This is a genomic window from Bradyrhizobium uaiense, assembly GCF_010811875.1.
Classification (GTDB): Bacteria; Pseudomonadota; Alphaproteobacteria; order Rhizobiales; family Xanthobacteraceae; genus Bradyrhizobium; species Bradyrhizobium uaiense.
In genome coordinates, this window is sequence record NZ_VKHP01000003.1 from 70,789 (window position 1) to 96,150 (window position 25,362).

At 65.7% G+C, this 25,362-nt stretch carries 24 protein-coding genes; 13 read left to right on the forward strand and 11 right to left on the reverse strand.

What is annotated here, in order from left to right; all coding sequences use genetic code 11:
• Positions 1-17: 17 nt before the first annotated feature.
• Positions 18-998 carry an NAD(P)H-dependent flavin oxidoreductase gene (locus tag FNJ47_RS01620; protein WP_163149810.1) on the reverse strand — a complete coding sequence of 327 codons (981 nt, stop codon included), beginning with the start codon at positions 996-998 and terminating at the stop codon, positions 18-20.
• Positions 999-1,115: 117 nt separating this feature from the next.
• On the opposite strand from FNJ47_RS01620, the gene FNJ47_RS01625 reads away from it, so the two are divergent.
• The 3 genes from FNJ47_RS01625 (at position 1,116) to FNJ47_RS01635 (ending at position 3,502) form a co-directional block, all read left to right on the forward strand.
• Positions 1,116-2,006 carry a LysR family transcriptional regulator gene (locus FNJ47_RS01625; RefSeq protein ID WP_163149813.1) on the forward strand — a complete coding sequence of 297 codons (891 nt, stop codon included), beginning with the start codon at positions 1,116-1,118 and terminating at the stop codon, positions 2,004-2,006.
• Between the two features lie 75 nt (positions 2,007-2,081).
• Positions 2,082-2,564 (forward strand): Holliday junction resolvase RuvX, encoded by a 483-nt coding sequence (gene ruvX, locus FNJ47_RS01630; RefSeq protein ID WP_163149815.1) that lies wholly within the window; start codon positions 2,082-2,084, stop codon positions 2,562-2,564.
• A gap of 2 nt (positions 2,565-2,566) precedes the next feature.
• Positions 2,567-3,502: an AEC family transporter gene (locus FNJ47_RS01635; RefSeq protein ID WP_163149817.1), complete on the forward strand. Its 936-nt coding sequence runs from the start codon at positions 2,567-2,569 to the stop codon at positions 3,500-3,502.
• Between the two features lie 26 nt (positions 3,503-3,528).
• On the opposite strand, the gene FNJ47_RS01640 is transcribed toward FNJ47_RS01635, so the two are convergent.
• The 5 genes from FNJ47_RS01640 to FNJ47_RS01660 form a co-directional block, all read right to left on the reverse strand.
• The gene (locus tag FNJ47_RS01640) at positions 3,529-4,740 is read right to left on the reverse strand and encodes an ABC transporter substrate-binding protein (protein WP_163149820.1); all 1,212 of its coding nucleotides are present in this window, start codon (positions 4,738-4,740) and stop codon (positions 3,529-3,531) included.
• Positions 4,741-4,899: 159 nt separating this feature from the next.
• Positions 4,900-5,643 carry a CPBP family intramembrane glutamic endopeptidase gene (locus FNJ47_RS01645; protein WP_163149823.1) on the reverse strand — a complete coding sequence of 248 codons (744 nt, stop codon included), beginning with the start codon at positions 5,641-5,643 and terminating at the stop codon, positions 4,900-4,902.
• A gap of 62 nt (positions 5,644-5,705) precedes the next feature.
• The gene (locus tag FNJ47_RS01650; protein WP_163149826.1) at positions 5,706-6,479 is read right to left on the reverse strand and encodes a CPBP family intramembrane glutamic endopeptidase; all 774 of its coding nucleotides are present in this window, start codon (positions 6,477-6,479) and stop codon (positions 5,706-5,708) included.
• Between the two features lie 10 nt (positions 6,480-6,489).
• On the reverse strand, positions 6,490-8,133 hold the full coding sequence (locus tag FNJ47_RS01655; protein WP_163149829.1) for an acyl-CoA dehydrogenase family protein: 1,644 nt from the start codon (positions 8,131-8,133) through the stop codon (positions 6,490-6,492).
• Between the two features lie 36 nt (positions 8,134-8,169).
• Positions 8,170-8,919: a M15 family metallopeptidase gene (locus FNJ47_RS01660; RefSeq protein ID WP_163149832.1), complete on the reverse strand. Its 750-nt coding sequence runs from the start codon at positions 8,917-8,919 to the stop codon at positions 8,170-8,172.
• A 195-nt stretch (positions 8,920-9,114) separates the two neighbouring features.
• Between FNJ47_RS01660 and FNJ47_RS01665 the strand changes: the two genes are divergently transcribed.
• From FNJ47_RS01665 to plsY, 3 genes are all read left to right on the forward strand, one after another.
• A complete protein-coding gene (locus tag FNJ47_RS01665) occupies positions 9,115-10,068 on the forward strand; it encodes an aspartate carbamoyltransferase catalytic subunit (protein ID WP_163149835.1) in 954 nt (317 codons plus the stop codon).
• 4 nt (positions 10,069-10,072) lie between these two features.
• Complete coding sequence (locus tag FNJ47_RS01670) at positions 10,073-11,374, forward strand: dihydroorotase (protein ID WP_163149838.1); 1,302 nt, start codon at positions 10,073-10,075, stop codon at positions 11,372-11,374.
• A gap of 225 nt (positions 11,375-11,599) precedes the next feature.
• The gene (plsY, locus tag FNJ47_RS01675) at positions 11,600-12,196 is read left to right on the forward strand and encodes a glycerol-3-phosphate 1-O-acyltransferase PlsY (protein ID WP_163149841.1); all 597 of its coding nucleotides are present in this window, start codon (positions 11,600-11,602) and stop codon (positions 12,194-12,196) included.
• 159 nt (positions 12,197-12,355) lie between these two features.
• On the opposite strand, the gene FNJ47_RS01680 is transcribed toward plsY, so the two are convergent.
• A complete protein-coding gene (locus FNJ47_RS01680; protein ID WP_163149844.1) occupies positions 12,356-13,594 on the reverse strand; it encodes an amidase in 1,239 nt (412 codons plus the stop codon).
• A gap of 127 nt (positions 13,595-13,721) precedes the next feature.
• Between FNJ47_RS01680 and dprA the strand changes: the two genes are divergently transcribed.
• The gene (gene dprA / locus FNJ47_RS01685) at positions 13,722-14,837 is read left to right on the forward strand and encodes a DNA-processing protein DprA (protein ID WP_163149846.1); all 1,116 of its coding nucleotides are present in this window, start codon (positions 13,722-13,724) and stop codon (positions 14,835-14,837) included.
• Positions 14,838-15,053: 216 nt separating this feature from the next.
• Here dprA and FNJ47_RS01690 read toward each other — a convergent pair whose 3' ends face one another.
• Positions 15,054-15,455, reverse strand: coding sequence for a winged helix-turn-helix transcriptional regulator (locus FNJ47_RS01690; RefSeq protein WP_163149849.1), 402 nt, complete (start codon positions 15,453-15,455; stop codon positions 15,054-15,056).
• A 99-nt stretch (positions 15,456-15,554) separates the two neighbouring features.
• Between FNJ47_RS01690 and FNJ47_RS01695 the strand changes: the two genes are divergently transcribed.
• Positions 15,555-16,163, forward strand: a complete 609-nt coding sequence (locus FNJ47_RS01695) for an FMN-dependent NADH-azoreductase (RefSeq protein ID WP_163149852.1) — start codon at positions 15,555-15,557, stop codon at positions 16,161-16,163.
• A 204-nt stretch (positions 16,164-16,367) separates the two neighbouring features.
• Here FNJ47_RS01695 and FNJ47_RS49750 read toward each other — a convergent pair whose 3' ends face one another.
• Both FNJ47_RS49750 and FNJ47_RS01700 read right to left on the reverse strand, forming a co-directional pair.
• Complete coding sequence (locus FNJ47_RS49750; protein WP_165445481.1) at positions 16,368-16,526, reverse strand: hypothetical protein; 159 nt, start codon at positions 16,524-16,526, stop codon at positions 16,368-16,370.
• A gap of 212 nt (positions 16,527-16,738) precedes the next feature.
• Positions 16,739-17,512 carry a glucose 1-dehydrogenase gene (locus tag FNJ47_RS01700; protein WP_163149855.1) on the reverse strand — a complete coding sequence of 258 codons (774 nt, stop codon included), beginning with the start codon at positions 17,510-17,512 and terminating at the stop codon, positions 16,739-16,741.
• A 106-nt stretch (positions 17,513-17,618) separates the two neighbouring features.
• Here FNJ47_RS01700 and FNJ47_RS01705 point away from each other — a divergent pair, with 106 nt between their 5' ends.
• Positions 17,619-18,098, forward strand: a complete 480-nt coding sequence (locus tag FNJ47_RS01705) for a winged helix-turn-helix transcriptional regulator (RefSeq protein WP_163149859.1) — start codon at positions 17,619-17,621, stop codon at positions 18,096-18,098.
• 207 nt (positions 18,099-18,305) lie between these two features.
• On the opposite strand, the gene FNJ47_RS01710 is transcribed toward FNJ47_RS01705, so the two are convergent.
• Positions 18,306-18,491 carry a hypothetical protein gene (locus FNJ47_RS01710; RefSeq protein WP_163149660.1) on the reverse strand — a complete coding sequence of 62 codons (186 nt, stop codon included), beginning with the start codon at positions 18,489-18,491 and terminating at the stop codon, positions 18,306-18,308.
• A 283-nt stretch (positions 18,492-18,774) separates the two neighbouring features.
• On the opposite strand from FNJ47_RS01710, the gene topA reads away from it, so the two are divergent.
• The 4 genes from topA to FNJ47_RS01730 are packed head-to-tail and all read left to right on the forward strand — an operon-like array spanning position 18,775 to position 25,132.
• Positions 18,775-21,540: a type I DNA topoisomerase gene (gene topA / locus FNJ47_RS01715; protein WP_163149861.1), complete on the forward strand. Its 2,766-nt coding sequence runs from the start codon at positions 18,775-18,777 to the stop codon at positions 21,538-21,540.
• Positions 21,541-23,904, forward strand: a complete 2,364-nt coding sequence (gene rnr / locus FNJ47_RS01720; RefSeq protein WP_163149864.1) for a ribonuclease R — start codon at positions 21,541-21,543, stop codon at positions 23,902-23,904.
• A 4-nt stretch (positions 23,905-23,908) separates the two neighbouring features.
• On the forward strand, positions 23,909-24,346 hold the full coding sequence (locus FNJ47_RS01725; protein ID WP_163149867.1) for a DUF983 domain-containing protein: 438 nt from the start codon (positions 23,909-23,911) through the stop codon (positions 24,344-24,346).
• Positions 24,347-24,382: 36 nt separating this feature from the next.
• A complete protein-coding gene (locus FNJ47_RS01730) occupies positions 24,383-25,132 on the forward strand; it encodes an NUDIX hydrolase (protein ID WP_163149870.1) in 750 nt (249 codons plus the stop codon).
• The last annotated feature ends 230 nt before the right edge of the window (positions 25,133-25,362 follow it).

The following is a 25,362-nucleotide window of genomic DNA, read 5'->3' on the forward strand; positions in this document are numbered from 1 at the left end:
TGTGTCTCGCGCTAGTTTCAGGTCAAAGAGGAAAGAGAGTTGCGCCGGCCCTGCAATGACTGCTCGGCCTCGGCGACGATGCGGCCGATGATCTCGGCCGCCGGAACGATATCATGGATCAAGCCGACGGACTCGCCGGCAAACACCGCGGCGATATCGAAATTGCCCTCCGCCCGCGCGGCGGCGTATTCCACCGCGACCTCGTCCGCGCACTGCATCAGCTCGATCTCGCGGCCGCTCCAGCGCCGCAGATGATCATTGGAGAGCGAGCGCGCGGTAAACGGCGCTGGCCAGATCAGCTTGCGCGACCAGTCCATCACCACGCCACGCACCGTCTCGCCACTCTTCGCCGCACGGATCAACTGCTTCGCCTGCTCGGGCGCGTCAGCCTCGACGCTGGCATAGAACCGCGTTCCCATCAGCACGCCGGATGCGCCAAGCATCATCATCGCCGCAAGGCCACGCCCGTCCGCGATGCCACCGGCTGCGACGACCGGGACGCGCCCTGCCGCGAAATCGATGATCGCCGGCATGATATCGAGCGTGGTGCGCGAGGCGCCGTGACCGCCGGCCTCGGTGCCCTGCGCAATCAGGATGTCGGCGCCGCAATCGAGCGCTGTTAGCGCCATCTCCTCGCTCTGCACCTGGCAGATCAGCAGCACGCCTGCGGCCTTGATCTTTGGCGCGAACGGCACCGGATCGCCGAACGACAGCATCACCGCACGTGGCCGCGCCTCGAGCGCGATATCGATCAGCTCGGGCTGCCTGGCGAGGCTCCAGGTGATGAAGCCGATGCCGAACGGCTTTACGGACCCCGTCAGCTTTGCGGTTTCGGCCTCGAGCCAGGCCCGGTCCCCGTAGCCGCCGCCCAAAATGCCGAAGCCGCCCGCGTCACCCACCGCCCTGACCAGCCGACTCCCCGCGATCATCGCCATCGGCGCCGCCAGGATCGGATGCTTGATGCCCAGACGCGCCGTCAATTCGGTGCTGATCGACATGCGCTCGCTCCCTGTTTTGAATTTGCTGTTCTGGACTCGCAGCCTAAGCGCGCATAACATTCTGTGAAAATGAATACTAGAGAACGCTCCCATCTCTAATTTGAAACGGTGGCCCAGATGGAATTGACCGACCTGCTCACCTTTTCCACGGTCGCCCGCCTCGGCGGCATCACCAAGGCCGCCGACGAGCTCAATACCGTGCAGTCCAACGTCACCCAGCGCATCAAGGCGCTGGAGGCCGAGATCGGCACTGCGCTCTTTGAACGTCACAGCCGCGGCATGTCGCTGACCGGCGCCGGCCGCCGGCTGTTGCCGTATGCGCAACGCATGGCGGCGCTGTCGCGCGAAGCCGTGCTCGCCGCGCGCGACGATGGCGAGCCGAAGGGACCGCTGTCGATCGGCTCGATGGAGACGACCGCTGCGGTGCGGCTGCCGACGCTGCTCGCCGAGTTTCATCGCCGCTATCCGGCGGTGCGCCTGACCTTGCGCACCGCGCCGACCACCGATCTCGTCGCCGCCGTGCTCGACGGCTCGCTCGATGGCGCATTCGTCGCCGGCCCGATCGAGCATGCCGAACTGATGGCGACGGCAGCCTTCACCGAGGAACTGGTGCTCGTCACCGCGCAGCACTGGAAATCGCTTGCCGCCTTGCGCGCCGGCACGCCGGAGTCGGGCCCGACCGCGCTGGTGTTTCGCACCGGCTGCACCTACCGACAACGCCTGGAACAGGTGTTCACCGAATTCGGCTGGCCGTCGGCCGCGCGCTTCGAGCTGGGCACGCTCGACGGCATGGTCGGCTGCGTCGCCGCCGATATGGGCGTGACGCTGTTGCCGCGCGCCGTCGTCGCGCGCGACCACGTCCAGCGCGACATCCATATCCACAAGCTCGATCCACAGCACGCGCGTGTCGAGACGCTGTTCATCCAGCGCCGCACCTCGCACCAGTACAGCGCGTTACGGGGACTGGCCGCGTGCCTTCCCGGCGACGATCGGGTGATCGCCGCCTGATCGGCATTTTCGCATGGACGCCCGCCCGTCGCCGGGCTTTGCCTCGGCGCGCGGCTGCGTGCTAAGCGCAAGGCCATGCCCGCCCTCATCCTTCCCCTGATCGAAGCCGCACCGCATTGGCCCGACCGCGGCGCGCTTGTCGGCCTCGACCTCGGGACCAAGACCATCGGCGTTGCCGTCTCCGATCCGGACCGGCGGCTCGCGACCGGCGTCGAGACCATCCAGCGCAAGCAGTTCAAGCTCGACGCGGCACGGCTGCTCACGATCGCGGCCGAGCGCAACGCCGCAGGCTTCGTGCTCGGGCTTCCGATCAACATGGACGGCAGCGAGGGGCCGCGCGCGCAGTCGACCCGGGCATTCGCCCGCAACTTCGCCGGCCTCACCCCCCTTGCGATCGGGCTGTGGGACGAGCGGCTGTCGACTGCGGCGGTCGAGCGCGAGCTGATCGGGATGGACGTCAGCCGCGCCCGCCGCGCCGAGGTGATCGACGAGCACGCCGCGATCTTCATCCTGCAGGGCGCGCTGGACCGGCTGGCGAAGCTGCGCGGGGAGCGCTGACGATGGCCGCGGTGATCGCGGCGCTGCTGCCGGTGTTCCTCCTGATCGTGCTGGGCGTTGTCCTGAAGCGCACGCTGATGCGGCTCGACACCCAATGGCATGGGCTGGAGCAGCTGACCTACTACGTCCTGTTCCCGGGGCTGCTGGTGCAGACGCTGGTGAAGGCCGATCTGTCCACGGTACCGGTCGCAGGCGCCGGCGGTGCGCTGCTGCTCGCGGCGCTCGTGATGTGCCTGCTGTGTCTGGCGCTGCGCGGCCCGCTCGCCCGCACCGGGGTCGACGGTCCCGCCTTCACCTCGATCTTCCAGGGCGCCACGCGCTGGCAGACCTATGTTGCGCTGTCGGTGTCGGGCAATCTGTACGGCAAGGTCGGACTTGCGCTCGCGTCGGTCGCGATGGTTGCGATCATTCCGCTGGTCAACGTCTTCAGCGTTGCGGTGCTCGCGAAGTATGCCTCGTCCGGGAAACGATCGGCGGGCGCGGTCGTGATGACGGTCGTGAAGAACCCGCTGATCTGGGCCTGCGTGATCGGGCTCGCCATCAATGTCGCGCACATCCCGCTGCCGAAAATCTGGCACGACGTCGCCGATGCGCTGGGCAGCTCCTCGCTGGCGATCGGTCTGCTGGTCACCGGCGCAGGTCTGCATCTGGAAGGCATCTTCCGCCCCAGCCTCGCCGCCAGCATCGCCCTGGTGCTGAAGCTCGTCCTGATGCCCGTGCTGACCGTTGCGCTCGCGGTGTGGTTCGGCGTCACCGGCGCCAATCTCGCGATCGTCGCCGCCTGCGCCGCGGTGCCGACCTCGCCGTCAGCCTATGTGCTGGCGCGCCAGATGGGCGGCGACGCGCCGCTGCTCGCCCAGATCATCACGCTACAGACGATTTTGGCCGTGATCACGATGCCGATCGTGATTGCAGCGGTCGGGCCGGTCGGGCCTTAGCAGCCGGCGGCTTGCGCCGCTCGCCGCTACTTTCCGGACGAACCGGTGAACGCCGTATCGAGCACGTCGCCGATCGGTTGCCAGCTCCGGCCATCGAATTGCAGCAACCGCAATTGCTCGACCGGGCGGAAGCCGCCGCTGTTGATCTTGATGCCCGGGAGCAAGGCGGAGGCCTGATAGTCCCTCAGCGCCGCGGCCTGCTTCATGACGTTCTCGCGCGACAGGTCGTTGCCGCATTGCCTGAGCACCTGGACCAGCGTCTCGGCGGCGGCGTAGCCATAGACCGCGGCAGCGTCGTCCTTGCCGCCGGCTTTGGTATACTTTTCGAGGAAGCTGCGCCAGGCGCCCTGCTCTTCGCTCCAGGCGGGATCGCTCGCATCCTTCAGGAAGGCGGCGGTGATGACGCCGGTTGCATTCTCCGTGCCGGCCGGCTTGAGCACCGTCTCGATTGAAGACGCCATCTGGTTCACGACAAACACCGGCCGCCAGCCGTGATCGGCCGCAGCGCGGATCACCTTCGAAGCATTTTCCGGCACGCCGGCAAACACGAAGACCTCGGCGCCCGATTGCTTCAGGATCGAGATGTGGCCGTCCAGATGCTGATCGTCGACGTCATAGGCGATGTCGACCCTGATGTTGTGGGCGACGTCACCCAACCCCTGCACCAGCCCCTTGAACAATTCCCGCCCGAACTGGTCGTTCTCCCAGAGCGCCACGATCTTCTTTCCGGGATAGAACGCCTGAATGTAGTTGGCGTAGATGCGCCCCTCCTCGCGGTATGAGGGCTGCCAGCCCATGGTCCACGGATAGAGCGAAGGCTCGCTGAGCTCCTGATCGCCGGAGGCGACGAAAAGCTGGGGCACCTGCCGTTCGTTGAGATACTTCCGCACTGCCAGATTCCCCGGCGTGCCGAACGAGCCGAACATCAACAGCACATTGTCGGTCTCGACGAGAATGCGCGTCAGGTCCATGGCGTTGGATGCGTCCGACAGATCGTCGTAGGACATGAAGCGGATCTTGCGGCCGCCGATGCCGCCGCGCTCGTTGATCATTTCGAAATAGGCGGCTTCGGCCTTGCCGATCTGACCGAATATCTCCAGCGCGCCGCTATACGGCATGAAATTCCCGATCCGGATTTCGGTATCGGTCACGCCCCCATCGCGCACCTGCTGCGTGATGGCGCCAAGGGACGCCAGCGCGAAAACGCCGGCCAGAAGAATTCGGAACAACGTAGCCATGGGAAGAGCTCGCACGACGGCAGCCGCCGCTGCCTAGTTTCGATCCGGCCCGCGCTCGTTCATTGATCTAGATCATAGCACCCGAGGGGGGCGCTGACATCCCCTTCGTCGGCTTTCGGCGGTCATCACAATGCTGATAACGATTGCGGCGGTCGGGCCTTAGACATAAGGCCCGATCATGAAGGAGCTGATGATGTTCAAGGCCGAGTGAACGATCACTGTCAGCCAAGTCGAATTGCTCCGCCAACGAAAGTAGCCCAGGGCGAGGCCGAAAACGAATATACAGAAGCGATCAGACCAATCGTATTGAGTGTGGTTGAGAGCCCAAACCACTGACGTCAAGACAATGGCACCGACTGGCCCGAGGAAAGACTGCGACCATCCTCGAAACAAAAAGCCGCGGACAATAAACTCTTCCATGATTGGCGCGGCGAGGCAGCCGCCGATCAGGAAGGTTAGCAAGCCAACTCGCCCTTGCACGTTCAAGCTAGGAGCGATCCAACTCGTGTCTGCACCTACGAAAGCTCGAAAATAGCCCTCCACAATCAGGAGAACTGCCGCGATCGCGAATGCGAGAAAAAGCTCTCCTGAACTGGGCCAATTGAGCGCAAGGTATTCGGAAAAGTCCCGATCGAGCTTGCGGACAGCAGCCCAAAGCACCGCAACGGCAGCTGGAGTTCCGAACACCAGAGCTGCGCCTTGCCAGCGCCCCCCGAACTCAGCATGAGCAGTCGGGATTGTCCCATGCTGCGCGAATATAAGGACAGAGAGACCAAGCCCGGCCGCGAGAAGAAACGCGCCGTAAGCGACAAGGCCAATAAGCGTCGTCTCCAGGAAATCCCAAGCCCGCGGCGATTTCGCCGAAACCGGGACCGGCGCGCCGGCATTTTCGAAGTTCGACATGTGGATTTTTCTGCAACAATTTTGCAGCGAAAGTGGGCTGAACCTCAACCTAACATGTCAGCTTACGATCCCGCCAGCCACCAGGTCTGGATCGTCGCAGCAAAATTGTTCAACCCGTGCAGCAGGATGGTCAGCCAGGTCGAACCGGTGCGGAAGCGCAGATAGCCGAACAACAGCCCGATCGTCAGCACCTGGCAGAGGAAGAACCAGTCGTACTGCAGGTGCATCACCGTCCAGACGATCGACGACAGCAGGATCGCGCCGTAGGGCCCGAGCCGGGATTCCGACCAGCCGCGATAGAGCCAGCCGCGCGCGAACAGCTCCTCCCAGAGCGGCGCGGCGACCGCGAACGCGATCACCAGAAGCCACAGCGCGCTGTGCTCCTGCGCCGATTTCAGCACATCGCCCATGAAGCCCGGCGCCACCTCGCGGCCGGCGGCGCGGGACACCATGTCCCAGGCGCCGACCAGCACGATCAGCGAAACGACGCCGATGATGACGTTCCTCCACGACGTCCAGTGCAGCCCGAGATAGTCGGCAAACGAGATCCGGGTGCGGTGGATCGCGAACCACAGCGCCAGCAGCACCATCGGCAGGCCGGCGAGCACCGAGAGCGAGATCGTCAGGCCGTCGGCAACCACATGGGTGATGCCCCCCGCCGACAGCTCCCCGCCCTGCGCGACGATGCGCCAGACGATGACCGCGACCTGGCCGAGGAACATCGCGATGAAGATGACCAGGCCCCACAGCGCGGTGCCCCAGAACTTCCAGACCCGCGTCGGGAGTGGCGGCGGCTCGACCGCCGACGGCGGAGTATCGGGATTGAGTGCGTCCATCAGCAAACCTTCATGGCAGCGCCCGCGCAAGCAGCGCGCGTTGATCAGCATCGGAGAGGTCCACCGCGCCGTACATGCCGGCGTGGCGTTCGGCAAGCCGTGTCGCCGCGAACAACTCGGCACTCCCTGGCGAGACCTGGTTGAGCGCCGCGGCGGCCGCGAGCAGCGCCAGCTTCTCGACCGCAAGCCGCGCAACGCGCTCGCTGTCCGGGCGGCGGAACGATTGTCCGATCGAGGCAACGGTGTCGGCCGCCCCCGGCAGACCCTTGGTCTCGTCGGCGAGCGCACGCAGCACGGCGAGCGCGGCATCGGCCTCGCGGCCGAGCGCGCGCAATACGTCAAGGCACATCACGTTGCCGGAGCCTTCCCAGATCGCGTTGACCGGCGCCTCCCGGTAGTGTCGCGCCAGAATGCCTTCCTCGACATAGCCATTGCCGCCGAGGCACTCCATCGCCTCGTAAAGGAAGCCAGGCGCGCTCTTGCAGGTCCAGTATTTGATCGCCGGCGTCAGCAGCCGCATATACGCGGCCTCGCCCACATCGGTGGGCGCGCGGTCGAACGCGCGGCAGAGCCGCATCACCAGCGCGATGGACGCCTCGACATGCAGCGCCATGTCCGAGAGCACCGCCTGCATCAGCGGCTGGTCGGCGAGATGCTTCTGGAACACGCTGCGATGCCGCGCGTGATTGAGCGCGTGCGCCAGCCCGGAGCGCATCAGCCCTGCGGATGCGATCGCGCAATCCTGCCGCGTCAGCTGCACCATCTGGATGATGGTGCGGATGCCCTTGCCCTCCTCGCCGATCAATTCGGCATAAGCGCCGTGGAATTCGACCTCCGAGGAAGCATTGGAGCGGTTGCCGAGCTTGTCCTTCAGGCGCTGGAAGTGGATCGCGTTGACGGTGCCGTCGGGCGCGAAGCGCGGCATGAAGAAGCAGCTCAAGCCGACCTTGGCCTGCGCCAGCACCAGGAACGCGTCGCACATCGGCGCCGACATGAACCATTTGTGCCCGGTGATGCGCCAGGCGTCACCGTCGCGCTCGGCACGCGTCATGTTGGCGCGCACATCGGTGCCGCCCTGCTTTTCCGTCATGCCCATGCCGAGCGTCATGCCGCGCTTGGTCCACCACGGCGCGAAGCTCGGATCGTAGGCGCGCGTGCCGATCACAGGCATCGTCTTCGCCAGAATGTCCGGCTGCGAGGCCAGCGCCGCGACCGACGCGCGCGTCATCGTGATCGGGCAGAGATGGCCGGTCTCGACCTGCGCGGCGATATAGAACTTTGCCGCGCGCACCACCTCGGCCGCGCCGCCGGTCGGTTTGCCATCGGCGGTCCAGGTCGAATTATGCACGCCGGCATGCGCGGAGTGCGCCATCAGCTCATGGTAGGCCGGATGAAACTCGACCTCGTCGCGGCGATTGCCCCTGGCGTCGAACAATCGCAGCTTCGGCGTGTTCTCGTTGGCGGCGCGGCCGCGCTCCGCCATGGCAGCCGAGCCCCAATGCTTACCGAAATCCGACAGATCGACTGCCGCCGCCGCCCCGCCATTGGCGGCGACCGCCGCTGCCAGCGGCGCGTCCGCCGCGAACAAATCGACGTTCTCGAACGGCGGCGACTGGTTCAGCACATCGTGGGTGGCAAACGGAGCCTGCGTCATAGGTAAATCTCGGGCGTGTCTCGAATCTGTCCGGAATCAATTGCGGCGCGACACTATCTGGAAATCATAGGCCCGCCCGCCGGCGCCCGGCAGCGAAAAGTGCCACCATTCCTTCGAATAGTTCACAAATCCCTGCCCGGCCATCGCCGCGACCAGCCTCGTCCGCCAGCGCCGTTGCGCCGGGGTGATGGAGCCTGCCGCGGTATGGCCCTTGGCATCAGAACAGTCGTAGCCGGTGCCCATGTCGACGCTGCCCTCCGGCGCGCGCGCAGCAACCGGCGCGGTGCAGTCGGCATAGTCCTTGGCGGGATCGAACTTGGCCGAGTTATCGGCGGTCAGATCAACCAGCGTGAGATCGAGCGCGGCGCCGGTCGAATGGCCGGAATGCGTCGCGATATAGCCGAGGCGGAACAGGTCCGCTTTCGAGAAGGCCGGATTGTAGCGCCGCTCGGCGGCGGTCTCGGCGCCGTTCTTCGACCACGCCACCATGTCGGCGACCGCGCGGGACGGCCGATAGCAATCGAACATCTTCAGCGACAGCTTTTGCCGGGCCAGTTCCTGCTGCACGGCCTTGAGTCGAAGCCCGACGTCCCGCTTCACCACGCATTCCGCCGCGCCATAGCCCGCGATCGGCCGGCCCATGAAATTGTTCGAGCTAGCGTAGCGGATGTCCTGGATGATGGTCGGGTCGATGTCGCGGAGGAACGCGAAGTCGCCGGGAAGCTTCTGAGCAAAGGCCGGCGAAACCAGGCCAATGACGGCGGCACCGATCACGACAATTTTCATGGGTTCTCGCCCCGGCGTCATGGCCGGGTTTATCCCCGGCCATCCACGTCTTGTTCCGGAAACGTCCGCGAAAGCAAGGCGTGGATGCCCGGGACAAGCCCGGGCATGACGGAGCATATCTTACTCGGGGAAAACTCCTCCGAGCCCTCTTCGCGCTTGCCCCACCGGCCATCCGCGCCTATAGCTCTCGCTTTAATGACCCCATCATTGAAATCGACTTTCGTCCTCGGTCACCGGCATCTGCTGGGCATCGAGGGCCTTTCCGCTGACGACATCACGGGCCTGCTGGACCTCTCCGAGGAGTATGTCGAGCTCAACCGCCAGGTCGACAAGAAACGCGCCAGTCTGCGCGGCCGCACCCAGGTCAACCTGTTCTTCGAGGCCTCGACCCGGACCCAGTCCTCGTTCGAGATCGCCGGAAAACGCCTGGGCGCCGACGTCATGAACATGTCGGTGTCATCGATGTCGACCCGCAAGGGCGAGACCTTGATGGACACCGCGGTGACGCTGAACGCGATGCACCCGGACATCCTGGTGGTACGCCACCACGCCTCCGGCGCGGTCGAGCTTTTGGCGCGCAAGGTTGACGGTTCCGTGATCAATGCCGGCGATGGCGCCCACGAGCACCCGACCCAGGCGCTGCTCGATGCGCTGACCATCCGGCGCAACAAGGGCCGGATCGAGGGGCTGACAATCGCGATCTGCGGCGACGTGCTGCATTCGCGGGTCGCGCGTTCCAACATCCTCCTGCTCAACACCATGGGCGCCCGCGTCCGCGTCGTGGCCCCCTCCACCTTGCTGCCACCGGGCATCGAGCGGATGGGCGTCGAGGTCGCGCGCGACATGCGCGAGGGGCTGAACGGCGCCGACATCGTGATGATGCTGCGGTTGCAGCGCGAGCGCATGAACGGCTCGTTCGTGCCGTCGTCGGGCGAATATTTCCACTATTTCGGCCTGGACCAGAAGAAGCTCGGTTACGCCAAGCCCGACGCGCTGGTGATGCATCCGGGCCCGATGAACCGCGGTGTCGAGATCGACACCTTCGTTGCCGACGGCGCGCAATCGCTGATCCGTGAACAAGTCGAAATGGGTGTGGCGGTGCGCATGGCAGTGCTCGAGGCGCTCGCCCGCAACCTGCCGAACGCGTGACGCCATGCTGATTGACCGCCGCCCCATCCTGCTCGCCAACGCCCGCGTCATCGATCCCTCCCGCGACTTTGATGGTCCGGGCGATGTCCTGATCGCCGAGGGCGTGATCCGCGACACCAAGCGCGGCATCGGCGCCGCCGGCGTTCCCGAAGGCACCGACATCGTCAACTGCGCCGGCAAGATCGTGGCCCCCGGCCTGATCGACATGCGCGCCTTCGTCGGCGAACCCGGCGCCAGTCATCGCGAGACCTTTGCCTCCGCCAGCCAGGCGGCTGCCGCCGGCGGCATCACCACCATCATCTGTCAGCCCGACACCTCGCCGGTGATCGACAATTCCGCGACCGTCGACTTCGTGCTGCGTCGCGCCCGCGACACCGCGATCGTCAACATCCATCCGATGGCGGCGTTGACCAAGGGCATGCAGGGCCAGGAGATGACCGAGATCGGCCTGTTGAAGGCCGCCGGCGCCGTCGCATTCACTGACGGGGACCGCAGCGTCACCAACGCCCAGGTGATGCGGCGCGCGCTGACCTACGCCCGCGATTTCGATGCGCTGATCGTGCATCACACCGAGGACCCGAACCTTGTGGGTGAAGGCGTCATGAACGAAGGCGAGTTCGCGACCCGGCTCGGCCTTGCCGGCATTCCGACCGCCGCGGAGTCGATCATGCTCGAGCGCGACATGCGGCTCGCGGGGCTGACCGGCGGGCGCTATCACGCGGCGTCGCTGACCTCGACCGAGTCGCTTGAGATCCTCAAGCGCGCCCGCGATAGCGGCTACAATGTCTCGGCCTCGGTTTCGATCAACCACGTGACGCTGAACGAGAACGACATCGGCCCCTACCGCACCTTCCTCAAGCTGGCGCCGCCGCTGCGCACCGAGGAGGACCGCAAGGCGCTGGTCGCGGCGCTGGCCTCCGGGCTGATCGACGTCGTGATGAGCGATCACAATCCGCAGGACGTCGAGGTCAAGCGGCTGCCGTTCGCGGAAGCGGCGAGCGGCGCGGTCGGCCTGCAGACCATGCTGCCGGCGGCGCTCCGGCTGATCCATAATGGCGAGATGGAGTTCAAGACGCTGATCCGGGCGATGTCGACCCGGCCGGCGGAACTGCTCGGCTTGCCCGGCGGCACGCTGCGTGCGGGTGCGCCGGCCGACGTGATCGTGATCGACGCCGACACGCCCTGGGTGCTCGACCGCGACGAGCTCAAATCACTGTGCAAGAATACGCCGTTCGACGACGCCCGCTTCTCGGGTCGCGTGACGCGGACCATCGTCGGCGGACGCACCGTGTACGAGCACGTCTAAATCGGGGTGGAACCTAGCGCGACGCGAGTTGCGACATCGCTTCCATCGTCGTCCCGACGACGATGGCTGCGACGTAAACCACAAAGAAAAGCTGCTCCAGCCGCCTGCGAACAGAAGCCATGATAAGCTCCCTCATTTCAAGCGCATGGTGCGGATCGATGGTTAATATTTCATTGACGGAATTGTCCAAAATGGACCGAACCGACCATCCAGGGAGCCACCGCGATGTCCGCTGACGCGTTGCTGCTGCTCGCCTTCCTGGTCGGCTATCTCCTGGGCTCGATCCCGTTCGGCATGATCCTCACGAGGCTCGCCGGCACCCAGGATCTGCGCACGGTCGGCTCGGGCAATATCGGCGCCACCAACGTCCTGCGCACCGGCCACAAGGGCCTCGCCGCGGCGACGCTGCTCGGCGACATGCTCAAGGGCACGGTCGCCGTGATCATCGCAGGCACCATCGACGGCCCGAATGCCGCGATGCTGGCGGCGCTGGGTGCGTTCCTCGGCCACCTCTTCCCGGTCTGGCTCAAGTTTCGCGGCGGCAAGGGCGTCGCGACCTATATCGGCGTGCTGCTCGGCCTGTTCTGGCCGGCGGCGCTGATCTTTGCCGTGATCTGGCTCGGCACCGCATACACGACGCGCTACTCGTCGCTGTCGGCGCTGATCGCCGCGTTCGTGACGCCGCTGTTCCTGTGGTGGTTCGGCCACAACGCGCTCGCCTCGCTGTTCGCCGTGCTGACGCTGCTGCTGTTCTACATGCATCGCGAGAACATCAAGCGCCTGCAGGACGGCACCGAAGGCAAGATCGGCGAGAGGAAGTAAGTCTTTCGGTCATTCCCCGGTGCGCAATTGCGCACCTGAGGACGCGCCTTGGCGCGGGCCCGGAATCCGTCGAGCCACACGACTTGTGGAAGAATGGATTCCGGGTTCTCGCTTCGCGAGCCCTTAGGTGCGCAATTGCGCACCGGGGAATAACGAGGCTTAGCCCTTCAATGCATCCTCGACAAAACTCGCCGCCGCAAGCGCCTTTGCATCATCGCCAAAGCCCGCGATCACGGTCACGCCGACCGGCAAACCGCCCTCGGCAACCAGCGTCGGCACATTGACGCAGGGCACGCCCATCAGGGTCCAGAGCCGGTTGTAACGGGGATCGCCGGTCGACGCCAAGCCTTCAGGCGCAGCACCCGGCGCCGACAGCGTCAGCAGCACATCGACCTCGGTGAGAACAGCGGCGAGCGCCTGCCGCGCGCGCAGCGTGACATCCATCGCCGCATCATATTCGGCCGGTGTGCCGCCCTTGCTCTCGTCGAGCCGACCGCGCAGCAGCGGCGGCATCGCATCGTAGTGCTCGGCAAGTTCCCAGGCGAACGACTGGTGCGCCTCAAACTCCTGCACCACCGGATGGATCCGCCAGGCTTCGGCGACGATCTCGGGCACCGCGATCTCGCGCACGGTTGCGCCCGCCCGCTCCGCCGCACGCGCGGCTGCCTGCAACGCCGCCGCGCCGGATGGCTCGGGCGCGCCGGCGAAGGCCTGCGTCACCACGCCGATGCGCGGCGCAGCGGTCTTCGACGGCACGACCAGCTCGGGCCGCCTGGTCATCGCAGCGAGCCCCAGCGCGACATCGCGCACGCCGGCGCCAAACAACCCCACGGTATCGAGCGTCCAGGAGAAGCACTTCACGCCGACGGTCGGCAGCAGCCGGTAGCTCGGCTTGATCGCGGCGACGCCGCAGAACGAGGCCGGCCGGATCACCGAGCCGCCGGTCTGCGTGCCGAGTGCCAACGGGATCAGCCCGGCGGCGACCGCGGCGGCCGAGCCGGACGACGATCCGCCCGGCGTGTGAGCGTGATTGCGCGGATTGAGCGTCGGCGTCGGATCGTTCGCCGCGAACGCCGTCGTCGTGGTCTTGCCGATGATGGTCGCGCCGGCCTGCTTCAGCGCCATCACGACAGGCGCATCGGCGCGCGGCTGATGCCCGCGATAGATCGCAGCCCCCATCTCGGTCGGGAAATCGGCGGTATCGATGATGTCCTTGATCCCGACCGCAATACCGCGCAGCGGCCCGGCCTGCTGCGCACGCGCCTTCTCGTCGAGGCGGACAAAGGCGCCGATGGTTTTTTCCTGCGCCGCGATGGCGTCCCGCGTCTGCGTGATGGCGGCGTCGGCGGACAATTCGCCGGACTCGATGCGGCGTTGCAGATCGGCAAGTGAGATCATCGGCGGACTTCCTGTTTCTTCGAGGCTTCTTGGCGGCTTCCTAGCCAAGCGCTTGTAGCGCGTCGCGCACGGCTGCGCCAATGTCGCAGTTGATCGCAATCTCAGGTTGGGCGAAGCTGTACCCCCCATGCATGACCGCTCGCCCAGCCCGACAAAACTCACCGACACCGAACGGCTCAATCGCCTGCGGCTGATCCGGTCCGACAATGTCGGTCCGCGCACCTTTGCATCGCTGCTCCGCCATTTTGGCGATGCGGCGCACGCGCTGGAGCGCTTGCCCGATCTCGCGCGCCGCGGCGGCGCATCGGGACCTGGGCGCATCTGCAGCGAGGCCGACGCAGCTGCGGAGCTCGCGACCTGTGGCAGGTTCGGCATCGATCTCGTCGCGCCGGAGGAAGCGCATTATCCGGCGCGGCTTGGCACCATCGACGACGCGCCACCGCTGCTCGGCGTGCGCGGCGCGCGCGATGCCCTGATGCGGCCGATGATCGCGATCGTCGGCTCCCGCAATGCTTCCGGCGCGGGACTGAAATTTGCCGGACAGCTGGCACGCGATCTCGGCGACGCCGGCTTCATCGTGATCTCCGGCCTCGCCCGCGGCATCGATCAGGCCGCGCATCGCGCCACCCTTGCCAACGGCACGGTCGCCGTACTGGCCGGCGGCCACGACAGGATCTACCCGCCGGAGCACGAGGATCTGCTCGCCGCCTTGCTCGAGCATGGCGCGGCGATCTCGGAGATGCCGCTCGGCCACGTGCCGCGGGCGCGCGACTTTCCCCGCCGCAACCGGCTGATCTCGGGCGCATCGCTCGGCGTCGTGGTCGTCGAAGCGGCGCATCGTTCCGGCTCGCTGATCACGGCGCGGATGGCGGCCGAACAGGGCCGCGAGGTGTTCGCGGTGCCGGGCTCGCCGATCGATCCGCGCGCCGCCGGCGCCAACGATTTGATCAAGCAAGGCGCTACGCTGGTCACCGAAGCCGCCGACGTCATCAACGCGGTGACGCCGATCATGGAGCGGCCGGTCATGCTCGGCGCGCGCGAAGACGACGAGCCGCTGGATTTTGCCACCGATGGCGGCGATCGCGCCCGCATCATCAATCTGCTTGGGCCGAGCCCGATCAGCCTCGACGATCTGATCCGGATGGCCGACGTCTCGCCCGCGATTGTCCGCGCCGTGCTGCTGGAGCTCGAGCTCGCCGGCAAGCTCGAGCGTCACGGCGGCGGGCTGGTGTCGATGATTTAGCGTCGCGAATAAAAGGCTCACGCCGCTCTGTCACCGTCATCCCCGCGCAAAGGCTTTGCCTTTGTCGCTGGGGGTGCGAGCCTTGCGGCGCAATTGCGCCGCTGGGCGAGCCTCGAAGGATGCACGGCCCGGCTGGTGGCCGTGCACCCTTCGAGACGCCTGCTACGCAGGCTCCTCAGGATGACGGTTCAACAAAGCGCGGGTGACGGATGACAATCACTCCGCATTCCGCGTATCAAAATCCTGTCGCGCACCCTCAATCTCCGGCAGATGCGTGAACGCCCACTGGCCGAGCGCCTTCACCGGCTCCGCCAGCCCGCGGCCAAGTTCGGTCAGCTCATAGTCGACCCGCGGCGGGATAGTCGGGAACACCGTGCGGGTCACCAGCCCGTCACGCTCCAGGCCGCGCAACGTGAGCGTCAGCATCCGCTGCGAGATGCCGTTGATCATTCGCTTCAATTCGTTGAAGCGCTTCGGCCCATCGATCAGCATCATGATCACGAACACGCTCCATTTGTCGCCGACCCGCGCCAGCACGGAGGCGACCGCGCGGCAATCGCTGTGGTCGGGACTGGGCCGCGGCGGCGGGCCGGTTACATCAATGTTCTCAGGTCTCATTGGTGTGCTCGGGTTTCAAAAATGTGCGTTCTTGCGGAGATTTAGGGCGGTCACTCATATAGCGCCAGTTACAAACCTATACCAAAGGTGACCCCAGCCATGAAACTTCTGCACATCGATTCCTCGGTCCTCGGCCCCCACTCCGTCAGCCGCCAGGTCTCGGCCGCCGCCGTCGAGCGGCTGCGCGAGGCCAATCCCGGCCTCGTCGTGAGCTACCGCGACCTCACCCAGACCCCGCTTGCCCACCTCTCCGGCCTGCACCTTGCTGCCAGCCAGGGCGCGGCCCCGGACCCGTCGGTGCGTGATGACATCGCGACCGGCCAGGCCGTGCTGGACGAGTTCCTCGCCGCCGACATCGTCGTGATCGGCGCTCCCATGTACAATTTCACCATCCCGTCCCAGCTCAAGGCCTGGATCGATCGCATCATGGTCGCAGGCAAGACCTTCAAATACGGCGCCGGCGGCGTCGAAGGACTGGCCGGCAACAAGCGCGTCATCATCGCGATCTCGCGCGGCGGCTATTACGGCGCCGACACGCCGATGGCGGCGCTCGAGCATCTTGAGACCTATCTGCGCGGGGTGTTCGGCTTCATCGGCGTCAGGAATGTCGAGTTCATCCCGGCCGACGGCGTCCAGGTCGGCCCTGAGCATCGCGAGAAAGCGGTCGCGGGCGCGCTGCAGGTCGCCGGCAGCCTGAACGCGGCCTAGTTCCAGAACCGCTGTCGTCGCCCGCGAAAGCGAAAGCGGGTGACCCGGTATTTCAAACGCGGCGTTAGTGACCCGCCCGCCGCGGCGTACCGCATACCCCGCATACATACGCGGGGTATGACAGTTGTTAGGCGGAGCAATCTCTGGAACCAGGCGGGGCGCATCATGCACGGGCTTACCCCGCGCATCATCCATCGATGGAACTCAGAACCACGCGCCTTGAATGCCGCAGATGACGGCAACCAGCGAAATCAACAAACCGATTCCGGAAAACAGCGCGACTACTACAAATTGTTCCGAGTCTGAATTCTCGGATGACGACGAAACCGGGACCGGCGTCGAAATGCGGGCTGCTTTCGGCATGAAGAAACTCCAAAATGATTCCGTGGTGAAAAACATTCCCCGCCCATTCGGGAGTCCGGGGAGTACGCCAAAGGTTCAATACGCGTGATGATAGTCGCGGACAAAATCGGCCGGTGTGAACCGCTTCACACCGGCCGTTCGTTACAATGAGAAACAACGTAGCGCGTCTTCGAGCGAAGAGCTCGTTCCGGCTCATCTGGAGCAGAAAGGCTCTAGCCGCGATAGATCGGCGCGCCGGCGGGCGACGCCGTCGCACCGCCGTCGATGAACAGTTCCTGCCCCTGCACATGCGCAGCATCATCGGACGCCAGGAACAACACGGTCTTCGAGATATGATCGGGTTCACCGATGCGGCCGAGGGGCGTGGTCTTGCCGATCCGCTGCTCGAATGCTTTCTCGGCCTCGGGCGTTGCGATCGCGGCGCCCCAGATCGGCGTACGCACAGCGCCCGGCGCTACCACGTTGACGCGGATCCCGCGCGGCGACAGTTCTGATGCCATCACGCGCGCCATCGCACGCACGCCGGCCTTGCTCGCGGCGTAGGCCGAGTAACCGGGATTGCCGAGCACCGAAATCACCGAGCCATTGAGAATGATCGAAGCGCCGTCGTTGAGATAGGGCGCGACCGCCTGCACGGTGAAGAATACGCCGGTGAGATTGGTGCGGATCACGTTTTCGAATGCGGCGAGCGTGGTGCCGCCGACCGGCGTCTGGCCGGGAATGCCGGCATTGGCGAACAGCACGTCGTATTTGCCGAACTTCTCCGCGCCCTGCTTCACCGCGGCTTCCAGCGCCGCGACGTCGGTGGCGTCGGCCACCACGGCGAGTGCGTTCGGCCCGAGCTCCTTGGCCGCCGCCGCAAGCGTCTCCTTGTTGCGTCCGGTGATGACGACCTTGGCGCCCTCGGCCACGAACAGCTTTGCTGTCGCAAGGCCGATGCCGCTGTTGCCGCCGGTGATCAACGCTGTCTTGTTTGCCAGTCTCATGTCCGCCTCCAATTGGTTGCATTATTAAACTTCGTTGCCTACCTAGGGCATGAGGTTTAATATTGCAACCACACAAGGCCGTGATGGTCCAAATTCCTGGAGATGCGTGGTGAAGAGAACCAGCCTTGCAGGCGACAGCTGCCCGGTGGCGCGCGCGCTCGACGTGTTCGGCGACTGGTGGTCGCTCCTGATCATCCGCGACGCCAGCCTCGGCCGGCGCCGCTTCGGCGAATTCCAGACAAGCCTCGGGCTTGCCAAGAACATCCTGACCACGCGGCTGCGCGCGCTGGTCGAGCGCGGCATTCTGAAGACGGTCCCCGCCTCCGACGGCAGCGCCTATCAGGAATATGTGCTGACGCCGAAGGGCCACGGCATCTTTCCGATCCTGGTCGCGCTGCGGCAATGGACCGAGGAGTTCGACGAGCACCCGGACGAGATCGCGACCATCATGGTCGACCGCGACAAGGGCAAGCCGGTGAAGAAGCTCGCGCTGTTGTCGCAGGACGGACGCGTGCTTGACGCAGCCGACACGACATTGAAGCCGCGGCCTGGGCGGAAGACGGCGCGGCATCGCGTGACTGCCTAGGGCGGATCAGCAAAGCGTCGTCGGCCGTCCCAGCAAAGCACAGGCACATCATGCCGCGAGAACGCGAAGCTGCGCCCCACCCAAGCTGTCATCGCCCGGCTCGACCGGGCGATCCAGTACGCCGCGGCCTTTCGGCTCAAGCACCGCCGCCTCTGGAATACTGGATCACCCGCATGCGCGGGTGATGACACCGTGAGCTTGGTTCGTTCACGACAGCTTCCGCCGGTTGCGCGCGCGCAACTGTTCGTCGGCCTCCAGGGTGGCCATCGCGAGCAGATGGTCGAGTACCTCGAATTTGTGGCGCTGGGCGAGTTTGGCGAGTTCGGTCGCGGCCGCTGCGATCAGGACCAGGGCGTCATCCGGGCCGCCCTCCCCACCTGCCTCATCGCCCACCGGCCGCCGCCGGTCGGACGGCTTACGCTTCCGGCCGCCCCCTGTACTGCTCAAAAGGCCTAATCCGATTCCCACGCTATACATAAAGAGATACGCCGTTTCCGGCCGCAACTCTAGGACGTATTTTTCAACCCTTGGGATAGGAACTCCACAGCTTGGGCCCTCCCTTCAATATCTGGCGATTTGACACCGACCGCCCCAGCACCCATGTTCGCCCCGACACGGCAGGTCGCGAGTCTAGCGGAACCCGCCTTCAGGTTTTCCCGTAAGCTATTGGAATGACATGAATATCGTCATTGTGGAGTCGCCGGCCAAGGCCAAGACGATCAACAAATATCTGGGGTCCTCGTACGAGGTCCTGGCGTCGTTCGGCCATGTTCGCGATCTCCCGGCCAAGAACGGTTCCGTCGATCCGGACGCCAATTTCCAGATGATCTGGGAGGTCGATGCCAAGGCGGCGAGCCGGCTGAACGACATCGCCAAGGCGCTCAAGGGTGCCGACCGCCTGATTCTCGCAACCGACCCTGATCGCGAGGGCGAAGCGATCTCCTGGCACGTGCTGGAGGTGATGAAGGAAAAGCGCGCGCTGAAGGACCAGAAGGTCGAGCGCGTGGTGTTCAACGCCATCACCAAGCAGGCCGTCACCGACGCCATGAGGGCGCCGCGCCAGATCGACGGCGCGCTGGTCGACGCCTATATGGCGCGCCGCGCGCTGGATTATCTGGTCGGCTTCACCCTCTCGCCGGTGCTGTGGCGCAAGCTGCCCGGCGCCCGCTCCGCCGGCCGCGTGCAGTCGGTCGCGCTGCGGCTGGTCTGCGACCGCGAGCTCGAGATCGAGAAGTTCGTGCCGCGGGAGTACTGGTCGCTGGTTGCGACGCTGCTGACGCCGCGCGGCGAGGCCTTCGAAGCGCGGCTGGTCGGCGCCGACGGCAAGAAGATCGCGCGGCTCGACATCGGCTCCGGTGCGGAAGCCGAGGATTTCAAGAAGGCGATCGAGGCCGCCCTCTTCAAGGTTGCGACCGTCGAGGCCAAGCCGGCGCGGCGCAATCCGCAGGCGCCCTTCACCACCTCGACCTTGCAGCAGGAAGCGAGCCGCAAGCTGGGCTTTGCGCCGGCGCATACCATGCGCATCGCGCAGCGGCTCTACGAGGGCATCGACATCGGCGGCGAGACCACCGGTCTGATCACCTATATGCGAACCGACGGCGTGCAGATCGATCCGTCGGCGATCACGCAGGCGCGCAAGGTGATCGGCGAGGATTACGGCAACGCCTATGTGCCGGATGCGCCGCGCCAGTACCAGGCCAAGGCCAAGAACGCGCAGGAAGCCCACGAAGCGATCCGCCCGACCGATCTGTCGCGCCGTCCGGCCACCATCGGCCGCCGGCTCGATGCCGATCAGGCGCGGCTCTACGAGCTGATCTGGAAGCGCACCATTGCGAGCCAGATGGAATCCGCTGAACTCGAACGCACCACCGTCGACATCGAGGCCAAGGCCGGCACCCGCGTGCTGGAGCTGCGCGCCTCCGGACAGGTCGTCAAGTTCGACGGCTTCCTCGCGCTCTACCAGGAAAGCCGTGACGACGAGGAGGACGAGGATTCGCGCCGCCTGCCCGCGATGAGCGAAGGCGAGGCCGTGAAGCGCCAGAGCCTTGCCGTCAACCAGCATTTCACCGAGCCGCCGCCGCGCTTCTCGGAAGCATCATTGGTGAAGCGGATGGAAGAGCTCGGCATCGGCCGTCCCTCGACCTACGCCTCGATCCTGCAGGTCTTGAAGGACCGCGGCTACGTCAAGCTGGAGAAGAAGCGGCTGCACGGCGAGGACAAGGGCCGCGTCGTGGTCGCGTTCCTCGAAAATTACTTCTCGCGGTACGTCGAATACGACTTCACGGCCGATCTCGAGGAACAGCTCGATCGCGTCTCCAACAACGAGATCTCCTGGCAACAGGTGTTGAAGGATTTCTGGCGCGGCTTCATCGGCGCGGTGAACGACATCAAGGACGTGCGCGTCGCCGAGGTGCTCGATGCGCTCGACGCGATGCTCGGTCCGCACATCTATCCGCCGCGCGCCGATGGCGGCGACGTCAGGCAGTGCCCGACCTGCGGCACCGGCCGGCTCAATCTGAAGGCCGGCAAGCACGGCGCCTTCGTCGGCTGCTCGAACTATCCGGAATGCCGCTACACCAGGCCGCTGGCGGCCGACAGCGCCGAGAGCGCCGACCGCATCCTCGGCACCGATCCCGACACCGGGTTCGAGGTCGCGGTGAAGGCCGGCCGCTTCGGCCCCTATATCCAGCTCGGCGAGCAGAAGAACTACGCCGAAGGCGAAAAGCCGAAGCGTGCGGGCATTCCGAAGGGCACCTCGCCCGCCACTGTCGACCTCGAATTGGCGCTGAAGCTGTTGTCGCTGCCGCGCGAGATCGGCAAGCACCCGGAGACGGGAGAACCGATCGTCGCCGGTCTCGGCCGGTTCGGGCCGTTCGTGAAGCACGAGAAGACCTATGCCAGCCTCGAGGCCGGCGACGAGGTCTTCGACATCGGGCTGAACCGCGCCGTCACGCTGATCGCGGAGAAGATCGCGAAGGGTCCGAGTGGCCGCCGCTTCGGCGCCGATCCCGGCAAGCCGCTCGGCGATCACCCGACGCTCGGCGCGGTCGCGCTGAAGAACGGCCGCTACGGTGCCTATGTCGCGGCGGGTGGCGTCAACGCGACGATCCCGAGCGACCGCACGCCCGACGAGGTCACGCTCGCGGAAGCGATCGCGCTGATCGACGAGCGCGCGGCCAAGGGCGGCGGCAAGAAGGCCAAGAAGGCGAAGGCGGAGAAGCCCGCCAAGGCCGCGAAAGCCAAGGCCGAGAAGACCGAGGCTGACGCCGAGGCCAAGCCGGCCAAGAAGGCTGCGTCCAAGAAGGCCGCGGCGAAGCCGAAATCGGATGCGACCAGCAAGGCGCGCGCGCCGGTCGCCTCTGGCGCCAAGACCACTGCGGCAAAGTCGCCGGCACCAGGGAAAGCGCCCGCGAAGAAAAGCGCCGGCAAGGCACGAGGATAAGTGAAACGAAAACCCGACCATGGCTTTCCGGGCCGGGACGCCATCGTCGCCTTCATCCGCGCCAATCCAGGCAAGGTCGGCACCCGCGAGATCGCGCGCCAGTTCGGCCTGAAGAACGACGACCGCATCGAGCTGAAGCGGATCCTCCGCGAGCTCGCCGACGACGGCACAGTTGCAAAACGCGGCCGCAAGATCCACGAGCCGGCGGCGCTGCCGCCGACCGTGCTCGCCGACATCACCGGCCGCGATAGCGACGGCGAGTTGATCGCAACGCCCGCCGAGTGGGACACCGAAGAGAACGGCACCGCTCCCAAAATCCGCATCGAGACGCCGCGGCGGCCGAAGCCCGGCACCACGGCGGGCGTCGGCGACCGCGCGCTGCGGGGCGTGGAAGTAACCGACGAGCACGCCGGCACGCCCTATCGCGGCCGCGTCATCAAGGTGATCGATCACGGGCGCACGCGCATCCTCGGCATCTTTCGCCGCAATCCTGACGGCGGCGGGCGCCTGATCCCGGTCGACAAGAAGCAGGCCGGCCGCGAGCTCAATATCGCCAAGCCAGATACCGGCGGCGCCGAGGACGGCGATCTGATCAGCGTCGACCTGATCCGCACCCGCAGCTTTGGCCTCGCCTCCGCCCGCGTCAAGGAGCGGCTCGGCTCGATCGCGAGCGAAAAGGCGATCAGCCTGATCGCGATCAACACCCACGACATTCCGCAGGTGTTCTCGTCCTCCGCGCTGCGCGAAGCCGAAGACGCCAAGCCTGCGACCTTGCAGGGCCGCGAGGACTGGCGCGACGTGCCGCTCGTCACCATCGATCCGCCTGACGCCAAGGACCACGACGACGCCGTGCATGCGGAAGTCGATCCTGATCCGAACAACAAGGGCGGCTTCATCGTCCATGTCGCGATCGCCGACGTCGCCTTCTATGTGCGGCCCGGCTCGGCGCTCGACCGCGACGCGCTCCAGCGCGGCAACTCGGTGTATTTCCCCGATCGCGTTGTGCCGATGCTGCCCGAGCGCATCTCCAACAATCTCTGCTCGCTGGTGCCGGGCGAGCCGCGCGGCGCGCTCGCGGTGCGCATGGTGATCGGCGCCGACGGCCGCAAGCGCTCGCACACGTTCCACCGCATGCTGATGCGCTCGGCTGCAAAACTCGCTTACGCGCAGGCGCAGGCCGCGATCGACGGCAGGCCCGACGACATCACCGGCCCCCTGCTCGATCCGATTCTGAAGCCGCTGTGGTCGGCCTATGAGCTGGTCAAGCTCGCACGCAACGAGCGCGACCCGCTTGATCTCGATCTGCCGGAGCGCAAGATCCTATTGAAGGGCGACGGCACTGTCGATCGGGTAATCGTGCCGCAGCGGCTCGATGCGCACCGGCTGATCGAGGAATTCATGATCCTCGCCAACGTCGCCGCGGCCGAGATGCTGGAGAAGAAGAACCTCCCGCTGATCTACCGCGTACACGACGAGCCGAGCCAGGAGAAGGTCCACAACCTCCAGGAATTTTTGAAGACGCTCGACCTGCCCTTCACCAAGCAGGGCGCGCTGCGGCCTGCGCAATTCAACCGCGTGCTGGCGCAAGTCTCGGGCGAGGATTACGAGCCGCTGGTCAACGAGGTGGTGCTGCGTTCGCAGGCGCAGGCCGAATACTCCGCCGAGAACTACGGCCATTTCGGCCTCAACCTGCGCCGCTACGCGCACTTCACCTCGCCGATCCGCCGCTACGCCGATCTGATCGTGCATCGCGCGCTGATCCGCGCGCTCGGCCTCGGCGAAGGCGCCTTGCCGACGGATGAGAGTGTGGAGACGCTGGCCGAGGTCGCCGCGCAGATATCCGTCACCGAACGCCGCGCGATGAAGGCGGAGCGCGAGACCACCGACCGGCTGATCGCGCATTTCCTCGCCGACAAGGTCGGCGCCTCGTTCCAGGGCCGCATTTCCGGCGTGACGCGCGCCGGCCTGTTCGTGAAGCTCGACGACACCGGCGCCGACGGCCTGATCCCGATCCGCACCATCGGCAGCGAATATTTCAACTACGACGAAACCCGCCACGCGCTGATCGGGACGCGCAGCGGCACCATGTATCGGCTCGGCGACGTCGTCGACGTGCGGCTGGTCGAGGCAGCTCCTGTGGCGGGCGCCCTGCGTTTTGAGCTATTATCCGATGGTCAGACAATTCCGCGCGGCAGAAAACGCGACGGCGGACGGGACGAGCGTCGCGCCGCGGGATTTGGCAAGGGACACAGCAAGGGATCCGGCAAGAAGGCGCACAAGGAACGGAAGGTGCGCAACAAGAAGGACCGCAAGCCGGCGAAGCAGAAATCCGGCAAATCGAAGCGAGGCAAGTCATGGATGTGAAGTCATGGACGTGACACCGCCGACGGTGGTCTGGACTCGCGACGCGGCCGAGCCCGAGAAGCGCGACGTGTGGAGCGCGATGAGGCGCGGGTTCCGCGGCCGTTGTCCGCGTTGCGGAAAAGGCAGACTGTTCCGCAAGTTTCTCAAATGCGACGGCCACTGTCCTGTCTGCGATCTTGATTTCACGCCGCATCGCGCCGACGATCTGCCCGCCTATCTCGTCATCGTCATCGTCGGCCATATCGTGGTACCGACCGCGCTGTGGATCGAGACCAACTATTCGCCGCCGGTGTGGCTGCAATTGGCGATCTATCTGCCGTTCACGCTGTTCGCATCGCTCGCATTGTTGCAGCCGGTGAAGGGAGCCGTGATCGGCTTGCAATGGGCCCTGCGCATGCATGGCTTTGACGAGAATCCCCCTAGCGACATCCCGCCGGTCTAGCTAAACCGGACCACAAGAAGAAATGAAAAGGATGAAATGACTGAAGCCGCCGCACCCGCCGCCGTCGTCCACCAGGGCGAAAAAGAAGCCGATCATCACGCGTATTTCCGGCCGAAGGATGCCGCGACGCTGATCCTGATCGATCGCTCCGGCGCCAAGCCGAAGGTGCTGGTCGGCAAGCGCCACGACAAGGTGGTGTTCATGCCCGGCAAATTCGTCTTTCCCGGCGGCCGCGTCGACAAGGCCGACAACCGCGTGCCGGTCGCAGCCCCAATCACGCCGGAGCTCGAAGCCAATCTCCTGAAGGGCAGCCCGAAGATCACGCCCGGCCGCGCACGCGCGCTCGCCAATGCGGCGATCCGCGAAGCCTGCGAAGAGACCGGGCTCTGCCTCGGCCGCAAGGTCGAGAAGTCGCAGAAGCTCGATGGTCCCTGGGCGCCGTTCGCCGACGCCGGTCTGTTGCCCGATCCGTCCGGCCTGTTCCTGATCGCGCGTGCGATCACCCCGCCCGGCCGCGTCCGCCGCTTCGACACCCGCTTCTTCACTGCAGATGCCTCGACCATCGCGCATCGCGTTGAAGGCGTGGTGCATGCCGATGCCGAACTGGTCGAGCTGGTCTGGGTCGAGATCGGCTCCGAGCCGCTCGCCGACGCGCATGCCATGACCAAAAACGTGCTCGCCGAGCTCGACCGCCGCCTCGCCACCGGCCCGCTCCGCCACGACGCAGCCGTGCCGTTCTTCCATTTCTACGGCGGCAAGATGCACAAGGACGTGTTGGGGGCGTAGGCCTGCCCGGCGTCATTGCGAGCGAAGCGAAGCAATCCATCTCACCGCTTGCCGAACCATGGATTGCTTCGTCGCTTCAGCGCAAAATTGCTTTGCAATTTTGTCGCGAGCTCCTCGCAATGACGACCGTGGAGAGGCCGCGGACTTATCCTCCGTGAGCGCCACAAATTGCAAAAATCTTCTGGCGCCGTTGGCATGGCGCGCCGCGAAACGCCTCCCTATCTGTTCGG

What these genes read in the sequence shown, in the direction of transcription:
- FNJ47_RS01635 (WP_163149817.1), top strand. Translation starts at nt 2,567, where the DNA reads ATGGCCGCGGTGATCGCGGCGCTGCTGCCGGTGTTCCTCCTGATCGTG.
- dprA (WP_163149846.1), top strand. Translation starts at nt 13,722, where the DNA reads ATGCATGACCGCTCGCCCAGCCCGACAAAACTCACCGACACCGAACGG.
- FNJ47_RS01620 (WP_163149810.1), bottom strand. Translation starts at nt 998, where the DNA reads ATGTCGATCAGCACCGAATTGACGGCGCGTCTGGGCATCAAGCATCCG.
- FNJ47_RS01680 (WP_163149844.1), bottom strand. Translation starts at nt 13,594, where the DNA reads ATGATCTCACTTGCCGATCTGCAACGCCGCATCGAGTCCGGCGAATTG.
- FNJ47_RS01700 (WP_163149855.1), bottom strand. Translation starts at nt 17,512, where the DNA reads ATGAGACTGGCAAACAAGACAGCGTTGATCACCGGCGGCAACAGCGGC.
- FNJ47_RS01625 (WP_163149813.1), top strand. Translation starts at nt 1,116, where the DNA reads ATGGAATTGACCGACCTGCTCACCTTTTCCACGGTCGCCCGCCTCGGC.
- FNJ47_RS01645 (WP_163149823.1), bottom strand. Translation starts at nt 5,643, where the DNA reads ATGTCGAACTTCGAAAATGCCGGCGCGCCGGTCCCGGTTTCGGCGAAA.
- FNJ47_RS01695 (WP_163149852.1), top strand. Translation starts at nt 15,555, where the DNA reads ATGAAACTTCTGCACATCGATTCCTCGGTCCTCGGCCCCCACTCCGTC.
- FNJ47_RS01730 (WP_163149870.1), top strand. Translation starts at nt 24,383, where the DNA reads ATGACTGAAGCCGCCGCACCCGCCGCCGTCGTCCACCAGGGCGAAAAA.
- FNJ47_RS01640 (WP_163149820.1), bottom strand. Translation starts at nt 4,740, where the DNA reads ATGGCTACGTTGTTCCGAATTCTTCTGGCCGGCGTTTTCGCGCTGGCG.
- FNJ47_RS01690 (WP_163149849.1), bottom strand. Translation starts at nt 15,455, where the DNA reads ATGAGACCTGAGAACATTGATGTAACCGGCCCGCCGCCGCGGCCCAGT.
- FNJ47_RS01725 (WP_163149867.1), top strand. Translation starts at nt 23,909, where the DNA reads ATGGACGTGACACCGCCGACGGTGGTCTGGACTCGCGACGCGGCCGAG.
- FNJ47_RS01660 (WP_163149832.1), bottom strand. Translation starts at nt 8,919, where the DNA reads ATGAAAATTGTCGTGATCGGTGCCGCCGTCATTGGCCTGGTTTCGCCG.
- FNJ47_RS01670 (WP_163149838.1), top strand. Translation starts at nt 10,073, where the DNA reads ATGCTGATTGACCGCCGCCCCATCCTGCTCGCCAACGCCCGCGTCATC.
- FNJ47_RS49750 (WP_165445481.1), bottom strand. Translation starts at nt 16,526, where the DNA reads ATGCCGAAAGCAGCCCGCATTTCGACGCCGGTCCCGGTTTCGTCGTCA.
- FNJ47_RS01650 (WP_163149826.1), bottom strand. Translation starts at nt 6,479, where the DNA reads ATGGACGCACTCAATCCCGATACTCCGCCGTCGGCGGTCGAGCCGCCG.
- FNJ47_RS01655 (WP_163149829.1), bottom strand. Translation starts at nt 8,133, where the DNA reads ATGACGCAGGCTCCGTTTGCCACCCACGATGTGCTGAACCAGTCGCCG.
- ruvX (WP_163149815.1), top strand. Translation starts at nt 2,082, where the DNA reads ATGCCCGCCCTCATCCTTCCCCTGATCGAAGCCGCACCGCATTGGCCC.
- topA (WP_163149861.1), top strand. Translation starts at nt 18,775, where the DNA reads ATGAATATCGTCATTGTGGAGTCGCCGGCCAAGGCCAAGACGATCAAC.
- plsY (WP_163149841.1), top strand. Translation starts at nt 11,600, where the DNA reads ATGTCCGCTGACGCGTTGCTGCTGCTCGCCTTCCTGGTCGGCTATCTC.
- FNJ47_RS01665 (WP_163149835.1), top strand. Translation starts at nt 9,115, where the DNA reads ATGACCCCATCATTGAAATCGACTTTCGTCCTCGGTCACCGGCATCTG.